This window comes from Ruegeria sp. G5 (assembly GCF_056533365.1).
In genome coordinates this window covers 273,063-293,876 of the sequence record NZ_JBQFOK010000003.1, presented here as the reverse complement: position 1 = coordinate 293,876, position 20,814 = coordinate 273,063, and the positions used below count along the sequence as shown (strand labels likewise).

At 53.5% G+C, this 20,814-nt stretch carries 18 protein-coding genes; 8 read left to right on the top strand and 10 right to left on the bottom strand.

Annotated features, from left to right (window positions below; all coding sequences use genetic code 11):
- Positions 1-88 precede the first annotated feature (88 nt).
- The gene (locus ACR0BD_RS07280; protein WP_480829693.1) at positions 89-964 is read left to right on the top strand and encodes a phytanoyl-CoA dioxygenase family protein; all 876 of its coding nucleotides are present in this window, start codon (positions 89-91) and stop codon (positions 962-964) included.
- A gap of 7 nt (positions 965-971) precedes the next feature.
- Here ACR0BD_RS07280 and ACR0BD_RS07275 read toward each other — a convergent pair whose 3' ends face one another.
- Entirely contained in the window at positions 972-2,276 is a 1,305-nt protein-coding gene (locus tag ACR0BD_RS07275) for a UDP-glucose dehydrogenase family protein (protein WP_480829692.1), read from the bottom strand.
- 160 nt (positions 2,277-2,436) lie between these two features.
- Here ACR0BD_RS07275 and gmd point away from each other — a divergent pair, with 160 nt between their 5' ends.
- Positions 2,437-3,561 (top strand): GDP-mannose 4,6-dehydratase, encoded by a 1,125-nt coding sequence (gene gmd, locus ACR0BD_RS07270; protein WP_480829691.1) that lies wholly within the window; start codon positions 2,437-2,439, stop codon positions 3,559-3,561.
- Entirely contained in the window at positions 3,554-4,549 is a 996-nt protein-coding gene (gene fcl / locus ACR0BD_RS07265; protein WP_480829689.1) for a GDP-L-fucose synthase, read from the top strand. Before gmd ends, fcl begins: the two co-directional genes overlap by 8 nt.
- A 33-nt stretch (positions 4,550-4,582) precedes the next feature.
- On the opposite strand, the gene ACR0BD_RS07260 is transcribed toward fcl, so the two are convergent.
- The 7 genes from ACR0BD_RS07260 to ACR0BD_RS07230 all read right to left on the bottom strand — a co-directional run bounded on the left by ACR0BD_RS07260 (position 4,583) and on the right by ACR0BD_RS07230 (position 14,081).
- Positions 4,583-5,659 (bottom strand): DUF2793 domain-containing protein, encoded by a 1,077-nt coding sequence (locus ACR0BD_RS07260; protein WP_480829687.1) that lies wholly within the window; start codon positions 5,657-5,659, stop codon positions 4,583-4,585.
- Positions 5,660-5,886: 227 nt separating this feature from the next.
- Positions 5,887-6,780 carry a UTP--glucose-1-phosphate uridylyltransferase GalU gene (gene galU / locus ACR0BD_RS07255; protein WP_480829686.1) on the bottom strand — a complete coding sequence of 298 codons (894 nt, stop codon included), beginning with the start codon at positions 6,778-6,780 and terminating at the stop codon, positions 5,887-5,889.
- A gap of 300 nt (positions 6,781-7,080) precedes the next feature.
- Positions 7,081-8,886 carry an ABC transporter ATP-binding protein gene (locus ACR0BD_RS07250; RefSeq protein ID WP_480829685.1) on the bottom strand — a complete coding sequence of 602 codons (1,806 nt, stop codon included), beginning with the start codon at positions 8,884-8,886 and terminating at the stop codon, positions 7,081-7,083.
- 1 nt (position 8,887) lies between these two features.
- Positions 8,888-9,817: an ABC transporter permease subunit gene (locus ACR0BD_RS07245; RefSeq protein ID WP_480829684.1), complete on the bottom strand. Its 930-nt coding sequence runs from the start codon at positions 9,815-9,817 to the stop codon at positions 8,888-8,890.
- A 10-nt stretch (positions 9,818-9,827) separates the two neighbouring features.
- Positions 9,828-10,751 carry an oligopeptide ABC transporter permease OppB gene (oppB, locus tag ACR0BD_RS07240; protein ID WP_480696939.1) on the bottom strand — a complete coding sequence of 308 codons (924 nt, stop codon included), beginning with the start codon at positions 10,749-10,751 and terminating at the stop codon, positions 9,828-9,830.
- A gap of 66 nt (positions 10,752-10,817) precedes the next feature.
- Positions 10,818-12,446: a peptide ABC transporter substrate-binding protein gene (locus ACR0BD_RS07235; RefSeq protein WP_480829683.1), complete on the bottom strand. Its 1,629-nt coding sequence runs from the start codon at positions 12,444-12,446 to the stop codon at positions 10,818-10,820.
- A gap of 402 nt (positions 12,447-12,848) precedes the next feature.
- The gene (locus ACR0BD_RS07230; RefSeq protein WP_480829681.1) at positions 12,849-14,081 is read right to left on the bottom strand and encodes a lytic murein transglycosylase; all 1,233 of its coding nucleotides are present in this window, start codon (positions 14,079-14,081) and stop codon (positions 12,849-12,851) included.
- A 181-nt stretch (positions 14,082-14,262) separates the two neighbouring features.
- Here ACR0BD_RS07230 and ACR0BD_RS07225 point away from each other — a divergent pair, with 181 nt between their 5' ends.
- The 4 genes from ACR0BD_RS07225 to ACR0BD_RS07210 are packed head-to-tail and all read left to right on the top strand — an operon-like array spanning position 14,263 to position 18,260.
- The gene (locus tag ACR0BD_RS07225; protein ID WP_480829679.1) at positions 14,263-15,225 is read left to right on the top strand and encodes a cytochrome ubiquinol oxidase subunit II family protein; all 963 of its coding nucleotides are present in this window, start codon (positions 14,263-14,265) and stop codon (positions 15,223-15,225) included.
- Entirely contained in the window at positions 15,222-17,312 is a 2,091-nt protein-coding gene (locus ACR0BD_RS07220; RefSeq protein WP_480829678.1) for a cbb3-type cytochrome c oxidase subunit I, read from the top strand. The genes ACR0BD_RS07225 and ACR0BD_RS07220 overlap by 4 nt, the downstream gene beginning before the upstream one ends.
- Positions 17,309-17,941 carry a cytochrome c oxidase subunit 3 gene (locus tag ACR0BD_RS07215; RefSeq protein ID WP_480829676.1) on the top strand — a complete coding sequence of 211 codons (633 nt, stop codon included), beginning with the start codon at positions 17,309-17,311 and terminating at the stop codon, positions 17,939-17,941. The genes ACR0BD_RS07220 and ACR0BD_RS07215 overlap by 4 nt, the downstream gene beginning before the upstream one ends.
- A complete protein-coding gene (locus tag ACR0BD_RS07210) occupies positions 17,934-18,260 on the top strand; it encodes a cytochrome o ubiquinol oxidase subunit IV (RefSeq protein WP_480696927.1) in 327 nt (108 codons plus the stop codon). The genes ACR0BD_RS07215 and ACR0BD_RS07210 overlap by 8 nt, the downstream gene beginning before the upstream one ends.
- A 2-nt stretch (positions 18,261-18,262) precedes the next feature.
- Here the strand turns inward: ACR0BD_RS07210 and ACR0BD_RS07205 are convergent, their stop codons facing one another.
- Entirely contained in the window at positions 18,263-18,625 is a 363-nt protein-coding gene (locus ACR0BD_RS07205; protein ID WP_480829674.1) for a fluoride efflux transporter FluC, read from the bottom strand.
- The gene (locus tag ACR0BD_RS07200) at positions 18,622-18,990 is read right to left on the bottom strand and encodes a fluoride efflux transporter FluC (RefSeq protein ID WP_480829673.1); all 369 of its coding nucleotides are present in this window, start codon (positions 18,988-18,990) and stop codon (positions 18,622-18,624) included. The genes ACR0BD_RS07205 and ACR0BD_RS07200 overlap by 4 nt, the downstream gene beginning before the upstream one ends.
- Positions 18,991-19,221: 231 nt before the next feature.
- On the opposite strand from ACR0BD_RS07200, the gene ACR0BD_RS07195 reads away from it, so the two are divergent.
- Positions 19,222-20,802, top strand: a complete 1,581-nt coding sequence (locus ACR0BD_RS07195) for an FMN-binding glutamate synthase family protein (RefSeq protein WP_480829671.1) — start codon at positions 19,222-19,224, stop codon at positions 20,800-20,802.
- Positions 20,803-20,814 lie beyond the last annotated feature (12 nt).

The window sequence follows — 20,814 nt, the reverse complement described above, 5'->3', positions numbered from 1 at the left end:
TGAACTTATGCTGACGGGCAAGACTCAACGCTCTGGGTTTCTGGTCGGTGGGTTTAGCCTGTCGGAACATGCTTGAGGAGGAGCGCGCATGTCCGGACAATTGGCACATCAACTAACGTCAGATCAGGCCGAACAGTATTGGGAGGACGGTTATCTGTTCCCACTGTCGGTTTTTTCCGCACAGGAAGCCGCAGACATTCGTGCGGAGTTCGAGCAAATAGAACGGGACTGGCAAGCGGCTGACTTGCCGTTGCCGTTAAACACTTACAAACGCGTAAACGCTCATCTTGTTATGCCATTTGCAGTCCGAGTTGCCACGGACCCTCGTGTTCTGGACGTCGTTGAAGGTGTTCTGGGCCCTGATATCATGGTTTGGTCGGCCGAGTTTTTTGTGAAAGAGCCACATACCCGGCATAAAGTAGGAATGCACCAGGACCTGACCTATTGGGGGATGGGCGAGACGCCGGATCAGGTAACGGCATGGATCGCGCTGTCGCCGGCAACCTGCGCGAGCGGGTGTATGGATTTTGTACGTGGAAGCCACAAAAATCCGATCCTTCCGCATAATGACACCTACTCGGAAACCAATCTGCTGTCGCGGGGTCAGGAGATTGCCGTGGAGGTTGCGGAAGACGAAAAAACACATATCGAGTTGGCCCCGGGCCAGATGTCGTTGCACCATGGTCTGACCATCCATGGATCGGGTCCAAACCAGTCAGATGATCGTAGGATAGGGCTGGCTATTCGATATCTGAACCCGAATGCTAAGCAACTTGTCGCTGAGCGCGACTATGCTTTATTGGCGCGCGGACAGGACCAACAAAGCAACTTCATTCCGGTGCCAGCACCCAGTTCGTTGTTTTCCAGCGAAGCCTTGGCTTTGTACGAACAGGTCCGCCGCGACCAGAGCAAAGCCTTGGCCAAAGGTGCCGACGATACTGTGCCGCTTTACGCGAGTTCCTGATCAGGGCTCAGCGACCAACACCGATATAGGTTTCGAATCCGGACTTGAGGGCGACCGAATTCGAGTAGATGTTGCGCAGGTCGACCATCCGAGCGGATTTCATCGACAGCGCCATCTGCGTCAGGTTAAGCGCACGGAATTCGTTCCATTCCGTTAGCAGGACGACTGCATCCGCGCCTTCGGTCGCGGTATATGGGTCATCACACCATACGACGCCGGGCAATAGGGCCTCACCTTCTGCTTTACCCTGGGGGTCAACAACTTTGACGGTTGCTCCGCCGCCGATCAGGGCTGGAACGATTGTAAGAGAGGGCGCATCCCGCATGTCATCAGTGTTCGGTTTGAACGTGACCCCAAGAATTGCCACCGTCTTGCCGTTGAAACTGTCGTCACAAACCTCGCGTATCTTCTCGATCATGCGCGATTTTACGCCGTCATTAACGCGGATGACGGTTTCGGTGATTTGCATGGGGTAGGCATGCTCTTGTCCGATACGCGCCAAAGCTGCGGTGTCTTTTGGAAAGCAGGACCCCCCGTACCCCGGACCGGCATGCAGAAATTTATTGCCGATACGACCATCGAGGCCAATTCCCCGCGCGACCTCTTTTACATCGCCGCCAGCTCTTTCGCACAAACCGGCAATCTCGTTTATGAAGGTGATTTTTGTCGCAAGGAAAGCGTTCGCCGCGTACTTGATCATCTCGGCACTTTCCAAGTCGGTCGTCAGGATTGGAAAATCTCTCAGGTAAAGCGGTCTGTAAATCTCGGCCATCACATCGGCAGCGCGGTCGCTTTCAACTCCGACCACGACCCTGTCGGGGCGCATAAAGTCATCGATCGCGGCCCCTTCGCGCAGGAATTCCGGGTTCGAGGCGACATCGAAGTCAGCTTTGGGATTGGCCGCAGTAACAGCTTCATGCACCTTGCGGTTGGTGCCGACAGGTACCGTCGATTTGGTAACGATCACGGTGTAGTCGGTTACCGCCTGAGCGATCTCTTTCGCGGCATCCATGACGTATGTCAGATCGGCATGCCCGTCGCCGCGGCGGGTTGGGGTTCCGACGGCGATGAAAACGGCATCCGCCCCGTCTACAGCCGCTGTCAGATCTGTCGTAAAGCTCAGCCGTCCCGCTGCTACGTTTTTGGCCATAAGGGCTTCGAGGCCCGGTTCATAGATCGGGACGCGTCCGGCTTGCAGCATGTCGATTTTCTGTGCGGCTTTGTCGACGCAGATCACGTCGTGACCAAAGTCCGAGAAACATACACCCGACACTAGGCCAACATATCCTGTGCCGATCATCGCTATCCGCATATCCCAAAACCTCTCAAAGAACTGGTAACATCTATAGTTCTTACATTCCGCAAACTTCGGCAGGTTTCAATGCCTGTTCCGGGCGCCGGGTTGCAATCCGGGTGTTCTTGCTGTTTCTGAGTGTTCTACCTGCCAGATTTGAGTTTTGTGGAACGCGACAATGACAAAAACTGCACTGATAACCGGCATAACGGGACAAGACGGATCATATCTGGCCGAGTTTCTTTTGGAAAAAGGCTATGAGGTGCATGGGATTAAGCGTCGGGCCTCGTCGTTCAATACGCAGCGCATCGACCATATCTATCAGGACCCGCATGAGCCGAACCCCCGTCTGCATCTGCATTATGGCGATCTAAGCGACACATCGAACCTGACGAGAATCATACAAGAGGTTCAACCAGACGAAGTCTATAATCTGGGCGCCCAATCCCATGTTGCGGTCAGTTTTGAATCGCCCGAATACACGGCAGATGTTGATGCAATTGGGACTTTGCGGTTGCTGGAAGCGATCCGATTCCTCGGGCTGGAAAAGAAAACGCGTTTCTATCAAGCCTCGACATCCGAACTTTATGGGTTGGTTCAAGAGACCCCACAGAAAGAAACGACTCCGTTTCATCCACGCTCGCCATATGCGGTAGCAAAGCTCTATTCGTACTGGATCACTGTGAACTATCGCGAAGCTTACGGAATGTATGCTTGCAACGGGATCCTGTTCAATCACGAAAGCCCCCGGCGGGGTGAGACTTTTGTCACGCGCAAGATCACACGTGGATTGGCGAATATTGCTCAAGGGCTCGAAGACTGCCTGTACATGGGCAATATCGACAGTTTGCGCGATTGGGGGCATGCAAAAGACTATGTAAGGATGCAGTGGTTGATGCTGCAGCAGGATACTCCTGAGGATTTTGTCATTGCGACCGGCGTGCAGTATTCCGTCCGCCAGTTTATCGAATGGTCGGCCGCTGAATTGGGCGTCACGCTTGAATTCTCGGGGCAGGGCGTGGACGAAATCGCGACAGTCAAGTCTGTTGAAGGCAGCAACGCCCCGGCGCTAAAGCCCGGGGATATCGTTATGCGGATTGACCCCCAATATTTTCGACCAGCCGAAGTCGAGACGTTGCTGGGCGATCCGACCAAGGCCAAAACGAAACTGAGTTGGGAGCCTGAGCTGACAGTACAGCAGATGTGCGCCGAAATGGTAATCGAGGATCTGAAAACGGCCAAACGTCATGCGTTGCTGAAAGCGCATGGTTACGATTTGCCGGTGAGTTTGGAAAATGGCTAAACAGCAAGGCGTTCGCAAAGTCTACGTGGCCGGACACCGGGGCATGGTTGGCGGGGCTATTCTGCGCCGTCTGCAGCAACGTCAAAATGCAGGTGAAGCGCTGAAAGTGCTGACGCAGACCCACGCGCAGCTTGATCTGACCGACCAGACCGCCGTTCGCGACTTTATGCAAGCTGAACGCCCCGATGTCGTGATTTTGGCCGCAGCGAAGGTGGGCGGTATTCACGCAAACAACACTTACCCGGCTGATTTCATTTACGAGAACCTGATGATCGAATGCAACGTGATCCATCAGGCTTTTGCTTCTGGCGTTCGGCGGCTGCTGCAATTGGGCAGCTCATGTATTTACCCACGTGCGGCTGATCAGCCAATGCGCGAGGATGCTCTGCTAACGGGTGTTCTGGAGCCGACAAACGAACCATACGCGGTGGCAAAGATTGCCGGTATCAAGTTGTGCGAAAGCTACAATCGTCAGCACGGGGTCGATTTTCGCTCGGTAATGCCAACGAACCTGTATGGTCCGGGGGATAACTTTCACCCCGAAAACAGTCACGTCCTACCGGCCCTTATTCGACGGTTTCATGAGGCCAAGCGTGATGGTTTGGACGAAGTGGTCATCTGGGGGACGGGAAAGCCCAGACGAGAATTTCTACATGTTGACGACATGGCCGAGGCCTCTCTGTTCGTTCTTGACCTGCCACGGGACGTTTATGAGGCGAATACGCAGCCTATGCTAAGCCACATCAATGTGGGCTGCGGTGAGGATGTCTCGATCGCGGAATTGGCGGAAATGGTAGCGCATACGGTCGGGTTTACAGGGCGTGTGACACAGGATGTTAGCAAACCCGATGGTACAATGCGCAAACTGATGGATGTGTCGCGCCTTGCAGATATGGGGTGGCGCGCGCGTATCCCGTTAGAAGACGGCATCCGCGAAACCTATGCGTGGTTCCTTGCGCAGGCGGATGCCGATATTAGGGCCAAATAACAAATTGGTCTTTAAAGACCTTCCTATGACCGCTTAGAACCAGCGACCGGTCGCGATGGCTGCCGGCGAATGTTGCGTACTGTCAGCGACAGTCGAAAAGACCTGATACGAAACTGCGGTTTCTGTCGGGGCGCTGAATCCGACCGACCGAGTCAACTCTCCGCCGCTGCCGCAGACGACAGGTTTTGTTCCGTTGGCAAAGGTCACAGGGAAATCCCATAGCCCGACCGCGCTTGTGAACATTGCGCCCGACGCAGTCGTGCAACTTACGGCGTCCAGAGTAATCGTGCAAATCTGAGTTCCATCTGCGAAGCGGGCATATTCACCGTTGGCAGTGGACCCCCTTTCGATAACCGCGCCGGTTGGCGTCCCGGCGTTTTGTGACACAAGGCCCAAAATGTTGCCCGGCCCAAAGCCGAAATCTGCGCGCATCAAACGCCCTGGTGTCGTGTCGTCTGCCTCGTTCTGAATGGCCGCGCCTGTCGCAAGTGCGGTTGTCGGGTCAAATTGGATAGCATCTGTCCAGCTCGTCCCGTCGGGCGAAACCTTGATCGAAAACCCGGTCGACCCTGATAACCCCATCTCTGCATGACCGGTCCAATCGGATTGGAACAGCAAAGACGCTGTATCACTGGCGCTGGCTTTGTTGATCTTTAGCTGGTGGCCATTTCCGTCGTGGCTAAACAAGGTCGCTGGAGACCTGACAGAGAGCCTGTTGATTGCGTCATAAGCTGTTGCAACGCCAACCCCATCAAGGTTCTGGGTCGCTGCTGTGGGTTCGCTCCAGGAAGAGCCGTCCCAGATTTTCAAACAGGTTGCACTGGTGTCCCAGGCTCTCCAACCAATACTGGGTTCAAAGAAATGCCATGCGTTGTCCAGCCACGCGGTCAGTTTCCCACCCTGACCAGCCCAATCCCCAGTTGGAACAGAGCCCAACGCATACACCGCGCCTTGTTCCGGGGCTGCAGGCGGTGAAGTTGCATCAGTCGTAACAACTGTGAGCTGAACAATAAGATCCAGTTGGCGTAGAGCTTCGTTATGAGTGACGTGCTTTTGCGCTTGCGACGGTTGAATAAACGGTAGGTCTAAGTTGGGTGAGTTTTGTGACAATTGGCGCCCTCCTGCAATTCTATCCCACTGATTGAGATGCGCGCCAAACTGCTCCTAATTTAGTTAACCCTTGGCCAGTTGCTAGAACGTTCGGTCAAGAATTTAGAAAGATATTGCTGGTCATGGGAACCACACCAAAAGTCGCAAGAGGAATGTTCCGCAAAGGCCCGAAAAAGAAAAAGGCACCCTGATTAGGATGCCTCTTAACTAAGAACGAGGGTCAGATTTTATTGCGCGGCCTGATCCGTGGCGATTGTGTCGTGAAGGTATTCACGCAGATCGTCGCGCAGGTCCTCGCGTGCAAGGGCAAATGCGACCGTGGCTTGCAGGAAGCCAGACTTGGATCCACAGTCAAAGCGTTGGCCTTCGAATTTGTGGCCAAAAACAGGGACTCCGTTTCCGATGTCTTCGGCGATCGCGTCGGTAAGCTGGATTTCTCCGCCGCTTCCTTTTTTCTTCTGATTGAGGTTGTACAGAACGGAAGGGCCGAGGATGTACCGACCGATTACGGCCAAATTCGACGGTGCATCTTCTGGTTTGGGCTTTTCTACCATTCCGCGGGCGCGAACGACCGAGCCGATGTTTTCACCGACATCGAGAACCCCGTAAGCGCTGGTTTTTTCCTGAGGGACCTCCATCGCCGCAACCATGTTTCCGCCGGTCTCTTCGTAGGCTTCAACCATTTGTTGCAGGCACGGCTTGTCTGCGGCGATCACATCATCCGGTAGCATAACTGCAAAGGGCTCGTCACCGATCAGGCGGCGTGCGCACCAAACAGCGTGTCCCAGTCCCAAAGCCTTGTGCTGCCGGATATAGGCAATCGCACCACTTTCCATATTCGTTGCATTCAGCGCTTCGAGCAAATCGTCTTTGCCTTTGGCTTTCAGTTCCTGCTCGAGGATGTGGTTGTGGTCAAAATAGTCCTCAAGCGCCGACTTGCCGCGCGAAGTGACAAAAATGAATTCCTTGATCCCGGCGGCACGCGCTTCGTCGATGGCATATTGTACCAACGGCCGGTCGACCAATGTCATGATCTCTTTCGGGACAGACTTTGTCGCAGGTAGAAAGCGGGTACCCAGTCCCGCAACCGGGAAAATCGCTTTGGTGACCTTGCGTGCCATATTACCTCTCAATTTTAATTTTTTAACCGAAAACAGATCGGTTCCGGGGACTTTGCATATGCTGTAAGGCCGTAATGTTCAACGCCCCCATGAGCCAAGCCTTTAAACAAGATAGATCGTGCCATTCGAGAGACAGGAAGTCAAAACGATCCATTGTCACATGCCTATGTACATACTGGGTCGCCCCCATCACCTGAAACAATCTTTCCAATTTTTAGTGTATTGTTTTCGGTAACCGGTGAGCTGCGTCAGGATTGAGTGCTTGCAAAAACCCATGATCTTACTAAACCAAGGTCATTCTCAGCCATTGGCCATGATAGCCTCAAGCGGGTCATGCTCGGCCACGAAATGATCGGGTTTCACCTCGTTGAGGCGGGGAACATAGTCTGTTTGCCCCTGAGATAATCTGCTTGGCAGAAAACGCAGAGCAGCCTTTGGATCCATGGGTGAGGGCAACTCTCCAGGTAGTTTCAGACGGTGGCGACTACGCTCAATATCCGGGTCCGGGATGGGAACGGCAGAAATGAGCGATTTGGTGTAGGGGTGGATTGGATCCGAACAAATGACCTCACCATCGCCGAGTTCGACGATCCGCCCCAGATACAAAACCATGATCCTGTTGGACACGGCCCGAACGACTGACAGGTCGTGGCTGATAAAGATCATCGACAAGCCAAATTCCTGTTGCAACTCGCGCAGCAATTCGACGATTTGCGCCTGAATTGAAACGTCCAAGGCCGAAACCGCTTCATCGCAGATGATGAGTTTAGGCTTGTTGATCATCGCCCGCGCAATACCGACACGTTGGTTTTGGCCGCCTGACAACTCGTGTGGATAGCGATTGATCATGTTTGCATTCAGACCGACCCGCTCCATCATCTCTGCTACCATTTCCTTACGTTCCCGATCCGTCAGGTCAGGGCGATAAGTCTTGAGAGGTTCTGCAATCGACGCCGAAATGGTCATGCGCGGATCGAGGCTGGCCAGTGGATCCTGGAACACAATCTGCAGGTCCTTGCGGTACTTGTTCAATTCGGCCCGTTTCAGACCCACGATGGGGTGGCCCAACCAGCTGACATTTCCGCCGCTTGGTTCGATCAGTTGCAGAACGGCACGCGCAAGTGTCGACTTTCCGCAGCCGGACTCACCAACGACGCCCAGTGTTTCGCCCTTCCGAATATCAAAACTCACACCATCCACAGCTTTGAGAGGAATCTTTTTGCCAAAAAGCCCACCAGATACCTGAATGGGGAAATGAACTTTGACATCATCGACTTTCAGCAATGGCTCATCAGTCTTGGCCAGTGCCTTCGGTGCATCCCCGGCGTCGATCCGAGGCATCGCCGCCAGAAGCGTTCGGGTATAGTCGTGCTGGGGTGCGTGGAAAATTGCACGTGTCTCGCCCGCTTCGACAAACTGCCCCAAACGCATAACCTGAATTCGATCACACATCCGTGCCACAACGCCCATGTCATGGGTGATCAGCGCTATTGCTGTGCCTTCATCCTTTTGAAGCCTGACCATCAAATCCAGAATGTCGGCCTGAACCGTTACATCCAAAGCCGTCGTCGGTTCGTCCGCAATAAGGAGTTTGGGGTTACATAACATCGACATTGCGATCATTACGCGTTGTCGCATACCGCCAGACAATTCATGCGGATACTGATCCAGACGCCGCTTGGCCTCGGGGATGCGAACGCGGTTTAACCATTCCAAACAGCGCGCCCGCGCGGCTGATCCTTGCAACCCTTCATGAACTTGCAAAACCTCACGCATCTGCTGTCCGATCCGAAGATGCGGGGTAAGCGCCGTTAATGGATCCTGAAAGATCATTCCGACATCCGATCCGCGAATTTTGTTCAACCGGTTAACAGGCAGATTCAGGATTTCACTGCCGTTCAGCGTGGCTGACCCGGACGCCCGTCCAGCCGGTGGCAAAAGCCCCATTGCAGCCATGAATGTCTGGCTTTTTCCGGACCCGCTTTCGCCCACAATACCGAGGCATTCGCCGGGGTTGATGTCGAAGCTGATACCTTTGACAGCTTCGACCACGCCATCCGGAGTGTCGAACTGGACGCTCAGATCTTTTACAGAAAACAAGCTCATCTCAGCGATCCTTTGGGTCCAGAGCATCACGCAAACCATCCCCGATGAAGAACATGGTGATGATGATGGCGACGTAGAAAGTCAGGGGAAACAGCAATTGCCACAGTGTTCCATAGGCCATTGTTCCGGCACCTTCGGCGATCAGACGGCCCAGCGATGTATAAGGCTCGGATATACCCAGCCCCAGAAACGAGATGAAACTTTCTGTCAGGATCATCTCGGGTACAAGCAATGAGGCGTATACGATCACCACTCCCAGCAGGTTCGGTAAGATGTGCCGATACATGATGGTGAATTCGCTTACCCCCGCTGCACGGGCCGCCTCTATGAACTCGCGGTTTTTCAGGGTTAATGTCTGCCCTCGAACGATGCGAGCCATTGTGAGCCAGCCAACGGCACCCAAAGCTATGAAAAGCATGACGAATGATCGCCCGGCGACAACCAAAAGCAGGATGATAACCAAGGTTGCCGGAATGGCCAAAAGGACATCGACAAACCGCATCATCACACTGTCTGTGCGGCCGCCGATGTAACCTGCGGCGATGCCATAGCAGGTGCCGACGATCAGGGCTGTTGCTGCTCCGATCAATCCAACCAAAAGGGAGGTTGTCGTCGCCTGAATGACCCGGCTGTAAAGATCGCGTCCCAAATCATCGACGCCAAAAAAGTGGCCAGTTTCAATCGAGGGCATTCCCATCCCGCGAACATCGCCCATGACATTCCAGTCGATCTCTTCGTTGTCCCAAACGGCGAAAAAGGGGCCTATTATGGTGAACAGAACGATCAGGGTCAGAATGAACAGGCTGGCCATAGCCGCCTTATTGCGGACAAAGCGCATGCGCGCGTCCTGCCAGAGTGAACGACCCTGAATAACCGTGTAATCAGTAATGTCCTCGGCCAGATGGGCGGCCTTTTGTGATTTTCCAAGCATTGCCGGCCCCTTAGTAACGAATTTTCGGATCGAACCAGGCATAGGCCAGATCCGTCAGTAGGTTCACCAGTACAGTCAGGACGCCATACAAGATTGTTACGCCCAAAAGCACGGCGTAGTCTCGGGATAAGGCAGAGCCCACATAAGCCTGACCCAACCCGCCTGTCGAAAAGTAGATGTCCACGAAAACTGACCCGGTCAGTACGTAAACAAATACCGGCCCCAAGTAAGAGACGACCGGCAGCAGAGTTGGCTTCAAAGCGTGGCGCCAGATCACGGTTCTTGTTGGCAGGCCCTTGGCCCGCGCGGTGCGGATAAAGTTTGAGTTCAACACTTCCAGCATGGATGACCGTGTGATCCGCGCAATGGATCCCATGTAAGACGTGGCCAATGCGATGACAGGCATGATCAGGTACGGCCATTGCCCGCCGTTCCAACCACCGCCCGGCAACCAACCCAGCCACAGCGTGAATGTCAGGATCAGGATGGGGCCCATGATGAAATTCGGCAGGGCTTGTGCCGCGATGCCCAGGCCCACGGCAAAATAGTCAATCCAGCTGTTGTGTTTGATCGCAGCGGCAATTCCCAAGCCGACCCCAATCGTGGTGGCCACAAGAAACGACAGCGAACCGTAAGTCAGCGAAATCGGAAAGCCTTGCGCGATGATGTCGTTCACATCGCGGTCTTTAAACTTGAACGACGGGCCAAAGTCGAAATGCACGACGATGTTGTACAGATAGTCCCAAAGCTGTTTCCACAAAGGTTGGTCCAACCCGTACCGCGCCTCGATATTTGCCAGCACGGCTGGTGGTAATGGCCGTTCGGATGTGAAAGGCCCGCCGGGTGCGAAGTGCATCAGAAAAAAGCTGGCGACGATGAGCAATAGGATCGTCGGAACGGCAGCCAATAGCCGCCGGATGACATAGGCAAGCATTTCATGCCCCCAATTATTGGCTTTGCCCCAAAGACCTCTTCGGGGCAAAGCGTGATCTAAAGATGATTATTCGGCGATTTTGTAGAGGTTCTTGGAATACCAGTTCTGCTCTACGTTATTGACCGGCCAGTTCCCCACGTCACTGTCCATCATGTAAACGCCAGCATAGTGATAAATCGGGATAACCGGGGTTTCTTGCGCGATAATGCGTTCAACCTCGGTATACAAAGGTGCGGCGTCATCTGCGGTTTTGGCCTGAGCGAGAAGTTCGTCAACTTTGGCGTTGTTGTACTTGCCATCGTTGTAACCGGAATCCGATTGCAGCAGGTCAAGGAAGGTCGATGCTTCGTTGTAATCGCCACACCAAGCACCGCGGGCCAGATCGAAGTTCTGATTGCCACGTTCTTCCAGGAAGATTTTCCATTCCATATTGGCCAGCTTGGCTTGAACACCCAACTTTTGCTTCCACATTTGGCTGAGGGCCACGGCGACTTTTTTGTGCGCTTCTGAGGTGTTGTATACCATCTCAAAACTCAGCGGATTGTCAGGGCCATATCCAGCTTCTGCCAGCAACTCTTTTGCAAGTTCATCACGTTCCTGTTGCGACATCGAAGCCATTTCTACATCCGGAACAGTGAACCCGGCAGTGGCTTCAGGCGCGAAGGTGTATGCCTGTGGCTGACCGCCCGCCATGATGTTTTCCGTGATGATTTTGCGATCTACTGCCAGCGACAGAGCCTGACGAACGTTGGGGTCTTTGAAGGCTTCTGGTCCGCCATCCGACAAGTTGAACGTATAGTAGTAATTGCAGAGGCGCGGGAAGCTGATGGCTTCTTCTGGGTTCTCTTTCTGCAGCCTTGGGAATTGGCCGGCGGGCACTTCGGTACGATCCAACTCGCCAGCCAGATAGCGGGTCAGGGCGACGTTTTCATCGTTGATGACCAGCGCCACAACCTTTTCGATGATGGTGTTGTCATTGTCCCAGTACATCTCGTTACGCTCACGAACGGAACGTTCTTGCGGCAGATGTTCGGTCAGGACATAGGCCCCGTTTGACACGATGTTTTCGGGTTTGGTCCATGCGTCGCCAAACTCTTCGATCACTTTCTGTGGCGCAGGGAAGGTGGTCGAGTGTGTCGTCATCTGCGGGAAATAGGGTAGGGGAGCGCTCAGCTTTACTTCCAGCGTGTGATCGTCGATCGCTTTGACGCCAAGTTCTTCAACGGGTTTGTTGCCCGCAATGATTTCCGATGCGTTCTCGATCGACATCAGTTCCATGAACCACGCGTAAGGCGAGGACAGAGCGGGATCGACGGCGCGTTTCCACGCATAGACAAAATCACCGGCGGTTACCGGATCGCCGTTTGACCATTTGGCATTGTCGCGCAGTGTGAAGGTATAGACATCTTTGGTGTCATTGGTGGTAAAGCCAGTAGCTACACCGGGAACCAGATTGCCGTCCTCATCCTGATTCATCAGCCCTTCGAAAAGGTCGCGCACAATTTCAGCGCCTGTCACGTCTTCAACCACCTGAGGGTCAACTGAGCTGTGTTCGTCCAAAATCCTGTAGGTAAATGTCTGGTCTTCGGCGAGCGCTTCGCCGGTTTCGGGATGAGTTCCAGCCGCCATGGCAGCACTTGTGATCATGGTCGAGGTCAGTAGCCCCGCCAGCGATGTACGAATGTATTTGTTCATATTTTTCTACTCCCGTTATCTAGGGTAAGGCACGCGCACCCGTTCAGGGTGGCGCTTTGCCACCATGTTTGTCCGACCGGGAAAGCACCCGGAACAGGTTCAAATTTTGCTTTGTCAGATCGCAATGAACACCGCGTCGCAGTCTTTCGGTTTGCAGTCGGAAACGTAGTTGCGAAAGTCGCCTCTCACTGAGGCCGAAGGTGGCATTATTTCAAAAAAGGTTAAAGGCTTTGCAGAAAAATTGGGCTCGGAAGAGCGGATTGTGAAGATAACGGCTTAGTCTTGGAAATTTTATGCCGCTGTTTGGAGGGTTCTTGACATTTTAGTGAAGGTCCTGCGCCACGGGTTGACGGTTAACCCGGCGTAAGCCGTTGGGCATTTTAGGTCACCGTGGACGAATCGCTATTTGGTCAAAGCGGCCTTCATGTGTTTCTCAGGAAAGCAGGTTGGATCCTGACGTGTAGCTTCTTGCCAACGTCCGATTGAGCGGCGGGTTTTGAAGCCGGGCAAGCCATCGACGCCACCCACATCATGCCCCTTGTTTTCCAACGCCTGCTGCATGATGGCGATTTCGGAACGATACAGTTTTCCAACATCATCCCAACGGCCGGAAAAGTCATTCATGTTGAATTGGATACGATCGCCGACATGGCCGACAAACAAAGCGTACAGGTCACTTTTGTTGTACTCTTTCAGAGCGTAAAAGTTTGGGGTGACCAGAAACGCAGGCCCTTTTCGGCCCGCTGGCAACATCAAAAAGCCTTCGCCCGATAGTTCATGATCGGGGAAGGGCTTGCCGGAAACCCGCGTAACGCCGAGCTTTTGCCATTCGCTGATGAGTTTTCCTTGGTCGGGCCCCTCAAGAGCACATGATAGGTTTTGGGGAAGGTCGATTTCGAAACCCCAGTCCCGACCGGCAACCCATCCATGCTGCGAGAGGTAATGCCCAATCGACGCAATAGTGTCGTCTGGCGAAGTCCAGATGTCGGCACGGCCGTCTCCGCTCCCGTCTTTTGCGTAGGCTAAAAAGTTCGATGGCATGAACTGCGGCTGTCCCAAGGCCCCGGCCCAACTGCTTTTCAGTCGACCGGGTGGTGCGACTCCTGTTTCAGAAATCTGCAGTGCTGCAATCAGTTCCTGTGTAAAGAGCGTGCGTCGTGTGCTCATAAAGCCTTTGGTCGCCAGAACTTCGATCGCGTCATGCGGGATAGCGACCTGACCGTAACCGCTTTCTCGTCCCCATATCGCAAGGATGATGCGGGCAGGCACGCCGGTTTCAGCTTCAACGCGGTTCAGAACCGTTGCATGGCGACGTGCCATCTTTTTACCAACCGATGTGGCGTTCCTAACTGAATTTGCATTGAAGTAACGGGCTGGCGACCTGAATTCTGCCTGACTTTGCCGTTTGGGGGTTTTGGTTGCTTCACCGGGTGGAACAAGGTCTGGCAATGTCCAATTCAACGTTACGCCATCAAAGGCCTTTTTCAGGGTCTTTTGTGAAACGCCCTTTGATCTGGCCATTGGCCAGATAGTGTTTTCGATCCATCGCTGGAACTGTTGTTCTATTGCAGCCCGATTTTGCGCGTGGGCACCAGAGCACAGGATGAAGAAGATGGCGAAAACCAAATAACGCATAGTTAAAAAATTCGCCCTGACGCGCGTTAAGTCAACTGCGGCTTGCTGATTAAAGGTCAAAAAAAGCCCAACAGTGTTTTGACGAAAACTTCAACATGCATGCGTGCTTGAAAAGGCTTGAGAAATGAGGCGACTCTGCCGATAGTTGTTGGAAACCAGCGACGCAGGAGGATGATCTCGCTTGGCCCAGTTCAAAGTGTCATCCGCGGTTTTGCTGGTGTTTGCCACGTTGCTTGCAACCGGGTTTTTATCCCAAGCAGGCTTAGCCAGCGACAGTTTCCTGGACCCGCAGGGCCCCATCGCGGCAATACAGAAAACGCATCTGGTTCGGGCGACGCTTTTGATCTTGATTGCCGTTGTCCCAGTACTTCTTTTGGTGCCGTTTATTGCCGTCAGGTACCGCCGCCGCAGCAACAGTGCCGCGGCCTACCGACCCAAATGGGACTTCTCAGGTCCGCTTGAGTTTGTCATGTGGGGCGTTCCTGTGCTGATAGTGGCCGTACTTTCTTATTACTTGTGGAAGTCCACGCACCGGCTGGATCCCTACACAGCCGATTTCGGGCAGACCCCCGCGCTCAACGTTCAGGTTGTTGGCCTGGATTGGAAATGGCTGTTCATCTACCCCGATCTTGGCATTGCAAGCGTTGGCGAAATGGGAATTCCGGTAGGGCAACAAGTGTCCATGACGCTTACGACAGATACGGTGATGCAGTCGTTCATGATCCCTGCTATTGCCGGTCAAATCTATGCGATGCCGGGCATGACCACCAAGCTGCACGTTTCCGCCGATGCTCCCAGAATGATGCAGGGAGAGAACACGCAGTATAACGGGCGTGGGTTCACAAAGCAGAAATTCCAAGCACGAGCGATGGAAACAGAGGACTTTAACTCATGGGTTGAGGGCGTTCGCGACAATGGTGTTTTGTTGGATGCGGACACCTATGGGGTATTGGCCATGCGCACGGATCGTGATGAAGTGCAGGCAGCTTTGGGAACGCAGGATATGCCGGAAGACGCGCTGTATTTCGTGTTGGATCAGGGTGATTTATTTCAATCCATTCTGCACAGGTATCACGGTGGCCAGGCTTTGCAGCCGCATCAGCAACCTGGCACGGCGGCATATTCTCAGGAGGTTGACCAATGAGATCTGAGGGTGTGGGGTTCTTTGGCCGCCTAAGCTGGGACTCATTCCCATTGGCGGGCTTGATACAGACGCCCGATGCCAACGAGATCGTAGCCAATGCTGCTGCGGGTGTCGTGATCGTTGGCGCCGTAGCCGTTATCGCCATTCTGACATACTACCGCCTTTGGGGTCCGCTTTGGCGCGATTGGCTGACCAGTGCCGACCACAAAAAGATTGGCATCATGTATATTGTCTTCGCGATTGTGATGCTGGCTCGGGGCGTGTTGGAAGGCGTTGTCATGCGCGCGCAGCAGGCGGCTGGCCCCGGCGATGGGTTCCTGGAGGCTGAACATTTTGCCGAGCTTTTCAGCACGCACGGAACCATCATGGTGTTCTTTGTTGCCGTCCCCTTTGTGTTCGGGCTGGCGAATTACTTAGTGCCGCTGATGATCGGGGCGCGGGATGTTGCTTTTCCGGTTATGAACCAGATCAGTCTTGGTCTAACGGTTTCCGCCGGAATGATGTTGATGGTTTCGTTGGTCGTGGGCGAATTTTCGACCGGAGGTTGGACAGCATACCCACCCTATACCGGCGCGGCGTTTAACCCCGGTGTAGGGCCGGATTACTGGATCTGGGCCATCGTTATTTCGGGTATTGGTACGACCCTGACCGGTATCAACTTTGCAGTGACGATCTATAAATTGCGGGCACCGGGGATGAAGTTCATGCGGCTGCCCATGTATTGCTGGACGATCATTTGCAGCTCAATCCTTATTATATTCGCCATGCCTCCACTTGGTGTTGCGGCGTTGATGCTGGCGGCCGACAGGTATCTGGACTTCCATTTTTTCACCAACGACTTGGGTGGAAACATGATGAACTATGCGAACTTGTTCTGGCTGTTTGGTCATCCGGAAGTCTATCTTTTGGTGTTGCCTGCGTATGGCATTTATTCCGAGATTTTCGCGACGTTCTCTGCCAAACGGCTGTACGGATACAACTCGTTGGTAATCGCGACGATGTCGATCGCAGTACTGTCATTCACCGTCTGGCTGCATCATTTTTTTACCATGGGTCAAAGCGCGTTGATCAATGCAGTGTTTGGCATCGCAACCATGCTGATCGCAATCCCAACGGGGGTGAAAGTCTATGACTGGATGGCGACCCTGTTTCGGGGCCGCATCCGGTTTTCTGTACCCATGCTGTATGGTCTGGCGTTCCTGATGTTGTTCGTAATCGGCGGTCTGAGCGGTGTTATTCTGGCAAACCCGACTTTGGATTACCAAGTGCATAACACATTGTTCCTGGTGGCCCATTTCCACAATGTCCTGCTTCCGGGCGTGCTGTTTGGCTTGTTGGCCGGGTACAATTACTGGTTTCCAAAAGCGTTTGGATTTCGTCTGAATGAAAGCTGGGGCCGCATCAGCGTTTTTCTTTGGACGGTCGGCTTTATGCTGACATTTTTGCCTCTTTATTTCGTGGGTCTGATGGGAATGCCGCGTCGATCCTACAGTTGGGAAGATCCCAGTTTTCATCCCTATATGATTGTCGCGGCTGTTGGCTCGCTGGTCATCCTCGCGGCGTTGCTGTCGGTTGTGGTGCAGCTTTGGGTCAGTATTCGTGACAGGGAAAAGACCCGTGTCCCAGTCGGCGACCCATGGGATGCGCGTACGTTGGAGTGGTCGATTCCAGCGCCCCCACCGGCATATAACTTTGCCGTCATCCCGAACGTCACGGATCGCGATAATTTCGCGGCAGAAAAAGAAGCTGGTCGTGCTTACCCAACACCAGACGCATACGAAGACATTGTGATACCGCGAAACACGGCCATTGGTTTTGTGCTCTGCGTGCTTAGCGGTGTTTTGATGTTTGCGCTGGTCTGGTGGATTTGGTGGCTGGCTGCATTGATGACGGCTTTGATCATCCTTTCGTTTATCGCATGGACCTTCAGAACCGACACTGAACAAGTCATTCCAGCCGATGAAGTCCGCCGGCAACACGAAGCGTGGCTGGATGAGGTTCGAAACGCAGCTCCGGTCGATCGAGATTTTGAAACCGCTGCTGAAAACCGTGGTTTGGCCTGTCCCGACATGGAGGCTGCGATATGAAGCCCGCGCCGACGCACAGCTATCCGGGCTTGAATCTTGGTCGCAGGCACCCGGGTGCCGACAAGGCCAGTCAGGTTGTGACTTTTGGCTTTTGGGTCTTTCTGATGAGCGACCTGGTTTATTTCGGCCTGATGTTTGCGATCTATATCACCATGATCGATGCGCAGGCCGGTGGGCCGGGGCCGCATGAGTTATTTAACCTCCACAGCATTTTCGCCCAAACACTCATACTTCTGACCAGCAGTTTGACAGTGGGTCTCGCGATGCTGGCGCTGAAATACAATCTGCCTCGTTCGCGTATCGTGATGTGGTTCGGCGTAACGCTCGTTCTGGGCCTCAGCTTTCTGGTCCTTGAGATCAGCGACTTTATGGCGATGGCCGATAAAGGAGGCGTCCCGCAGCGGAGTGGCTTTTTGTCTGCTTTCTATGGGCTAGTACCTCTGCATGGTTTGCACGTAGCCGCGGGCTGCATTTGGTTGGTTGTCTTGGGCGTGCAACTCAGGATTTTTGGGCTGACGGATTTACTGATGTCTCGTGTCGTGCGTTTGGCTCTGTTCTGGCATTTTCTGGATCTGATCTGGATCGGCATCATCACGATCGTATATTTCGGGGGGCTTGCTTATGGATAACCGGAGCGAAATGCACCGCCGTGAGAGGCGGCGCTATATCATAGGATATGGCGGTTCCCTGATTATGACAGTGCTGGTGTTTGTCACTGCTTATGTCTTTGGTATCGAAACGAAAGGTGTGTTTCTTGTGATCGGTTTGCTGGGTTTGGCCCAGTTGATCATTCAGCTTGTGTATTTCCTGCACATCGACCGCCGACGCAGCAGCCGCGAAGATTTGGATCTTGTGCTGTTTTCAACATTGGTGCTGTTGATCATTATCGTGGGCACAATTTGGATCATGGGCAATCTCGCAGTGCGCATGCACACTTATCCGATGTGACCTCATCGCATTATCGCCAGACCAATCCAAAGCGCGCCCAAACATAATGCAACGCTAAGAAGAATATTGCCTGCAGCGAAAACGATGGTGCGTTCTTTTCGCAGCTCGAGCGACTGATAGGCAAAGCTTGAGAAAGTGGTGAAGCCACCGCAAAAACCGAAGACCAGCCGTTTTTGTTCCTCTGCCATTTCGACTGCACCTCCAAGGTAGCCAACCCAAATTCCAAGCAAAAGGCTGCCCAATACATTCACGATCAAAGTCGAGACTGGCAGCTCGTGTTTGATCACCAAGGCGATCCAATGGCGCAAAACGGCACCAAGCCCACCGCCAAGTCCGAACATCAAATGCAGGAACAAGTCGGTCAATCTGATTGCCTCCCTTCCAGAACCCGCCTGCCAAACATTTCGCCCAGCACTGCGGCACAGAGGCCAACGAAAATCTCAAGAGCCGCTGCAGTGACGGCGTGCCAGATGTTCTGAGACGCCATAATAACCAGGTCAGCCACAAAGGATGAAAACGTCGAAAGCCCACCACAGAACCCGACCGCGCCGAAATGCAGAACATGTGCGTGCACTCGGTTGCGAATGGAGTAAAGCCAACCAAGAACAAAACAGGCAACAACATTAATGCCAAACGTAGTGGTCAGAAACGGAGCACCCAGGATCGGCAAAGAAAAACTCTCGCGCAGCAAGGACCCAACGGCACCGCCCACGAACACTGCGACAAACATTAAGGTCGCATTTGATGCCGCCAATTTTGTCTTGTTATCGTCCAACACAAGCGCCCAAGTTTATACTTTGACCGGCATACAATTAGGTGCGTTTTGTATCAACCAGCGGCCCGGGTATTCCATGTATTTCACAAAACCACCCGTTCCCGTGATACATGGTACAAACGCTTGCAAATAGGGGCCAATTGGTTTCACGGTCCATAATTGTCTTTGCTAGATTAGGAGAGCCCGATGATTGTTCGCAAACTCTATTATTTCCTGAGTTGCGTGTGTCTGCCGCTGACCTTGGTGTTTGGGTTTTTCTGGTCGCCTGTGCACTGGCTGCTTTTGTTTTTGGTCCCGTACGCGGTGATTGGTCTCTATGATATTCTGACCACAAAACACAACGTTCTGAATAACTACCCGGTCTTGGGGCATTTTCGGTACATGCTTGAGTTTGTTAGCCCCGAGATACGCCAGTATTTTGTGGAAACAAACGAAAGCGGGCGCCCCTATAACCGGATCATTCGCGCCTTGGTTTATTCGCGCGCGAAAGGTCAGGTGGATACACAGGCGTTTGGCACACAGTATGATATTCTTTCGGTGGGATACCACAGGGCCAATCATTCTCTTGCCCCAAAACACGTGAGCGAAAGCGAAGAACGCGTAACCCTTGGCGGGCCGCAGTGCACGCAGCCTTACAACGCCTCGCGACTGAATGTTTCCGCCATGAGTTTCGGTGCCCTTAGTGCGAATGCCATCAGGGCGCTGAATGGTGGTGCCAAAGACGGTGGTTTCGCGCATAACACGGGCGAGGGGGGGCTGTCGCCTCACCATTTGGCAGAAGGCGGCGATATCATCTGGCAGATCGGCACGGGTTATTTTGGCTGCCGAACCATCGACGGTGAATTCGACAAGGACAAATTCGCCGAGAAAGCTAAGAAGGACGTGGTCAAAGCCATTGAAATCAAGCTTTCACAAGGGGCGAAACCTTCGCATGGTGGTGTCTTGCCGGCGGCGAAAGTCGATGAAGAGATTGCTGAAATTCGCGGCGTGCCGGTAAATCAGGATGTCATATCCCCACCGGTTCACTCGGCGTTCGAAGGGCCAACAGGGCTGTTGCATTTTGTGCAACATCTTCGCGAAATGTCTGATGGCAAACCGATTGGTTTCAAGCTTTGCATAGGTCGGCCCTGCGAATTCATGGCCATTTGCAAGGCAATGTTGGAAACAGGTATTCTACCCGATTTCATCACGATTGATGGCTCAGAGGGTGGAACAGGTGCGGCACCTGTTGAGTTTACGAACCGTCTGGGAATGCCGTTGAACGAGGCGTTGATATTCGTCAACAACTGCCTTCGGGGCGTCGGGCTGCGCGACCAGATTACGATCATCTGCGCAGGCAAGGTTGCAACGGGTTACGATCTTGTTGAGAAGTTCGCGCTTGGCGCTGATATGTGCAATGCGGCTCGCGCCATGATGTTCGCGGTTGGATGCATTCAGGCGTTGCACTGTAACACGAACCGCTGCCCATCAGGTGTTGCGACGCAGGATCCAATAAGGGGCAGGGCGGTTAATGTCCCGCAAAAACGCCAGCGTGTTCATCGATACCATGATGCAACATTGGAAAGCTTTCGCGAAATCCTTGGGGCGATGGGCAAAGAGAAGGTCTCCGACCTGCACCCTTCGGACATACGCCGCCGCACGGCCGATGAACGAGAGCATAGCTATGCGGACCTATATACTCTGCTCGAAGACGGCGCGTTGCTGAAAGACACTGTCCCGGATGAGTTCGCAGCCGACTGGAAGATGGCATCTGCGGAACAGTTCTGACTTTTTTATCGA

What these genes read in the sequence shown, in the direction of transcription:
- ACR0BD_RS07210 (WP_480696927.1), top strand. Translation starts at nt 17,934, where the DNA reads ATGGATAACCGGAGCGAAATGCACCGCCGTGAGAGGCGGCGCTATATC.
- ACR0BD_RS07245 (WP_480829684.1), bottom strand. Translation starts at nt 9,817, where the DNA reads ATGCTTGGAAAATCACAAAAGGCCGCCCATCTGGCCGAGGACATTACT.
- ACR0BD_RS07230 (WP_480829681.1), bottom strand. Translation starts at nt 14,081, where the DNA reads ATGCGTTATTTGGTTTTCGCCATCTTCTTCATCCTGTGCTCTGGTGCC.
- ACR0BD_RS07195 (WP_480829671.1), top strand. Translation starts at nt 19,222, where the DNA reads ATGATTGTTCGCAAACTCTATTATTTCCTGAGTTGCGTGTGTCTGCCG.
- fcl (WP_480829689.1), top strand. Translation starts at nt 3,554, where the DNA reads ATGGCTAAACAGCAAGGCGTTCGCAAAGTCTACGTGGCCGGACACCGG.
- ACR0BD_RS07220 (WP_480829678.1), top strand. Translation starts at nt 15,222, where the DNA reads ATGAGATCTGAGGGTGTGGGGTTCTTTGGCCGCCTAAGCTGGGACTCA.
- oppB (WP_480696939.1), bottom strand. Translation starts at nt 10,751, where the DNA reads ATGCTTGCCTATGTCATCCGGCGGCTATTGGCTGCCGTTCCGACGATC.
- gmd (WP_480829691.1), top strand. Translation starts at nt 2,437, where the DNA reads ATGACAAAAACTGCACTGATAACCGGCATAACGGGACAAGACGGATCA.
- ACR0BD_RS07215 (WP_480829676.1), top strand. Translation starts at nt 17,309, where the DNA reads ATGAAGCCCGCGCCGACGCACAGCTATCCGGGCTTGAATCTTGGTCGC.
- galU (WP_480829686.1), bottom strand. Translation starts at nt 6,780, where the DNA reads ATGGCACGCAAGGTCACCAAAGCGATTTTCCCGGTTGCGGGACTGGGT.
- ACR0BD_RS07250 (WP_480829685.1), bottom strand. Translation starts at nt 8,886, where the DNA reads ATGAGCTTGTTTTCTGTAAAAGATCTGAGCGTCCAGTTCGACACTCCG.
- ACR0BD_RS07275 (WP_480829692.1), bottom strand. Translation starts at nt 2,276, where the DNA reads ATGCGGATAGCGATGATCGGCACAGGATATGTTGGCCTAGTGTCGGGT.
- ACR0BD_RS07280 (WP_480829693.1), top strand. Translation starts at nt 89, where the DNA reads ATGTCCGGACAATTGGCACATCAACTAACGTCAGATCAGGCCGAACAG.
- ACR0BD_RS07200 (WP_480829673.1), bottom strand. Translation starts at nt 18,990, where the DNA reads ATGTTTGTCGCAGTGTTCGTGGGCGGTGCCGTTGGGTCCTTGCTGCGC.
- ACR0BD_RS07235 (WP_480829683.1), bottom strand. Translation starts at nt 12,446, where the DNA reads ATGAACAAATACATTCGTACATCGCTGGCGGGGCTACTGACCTCGACC.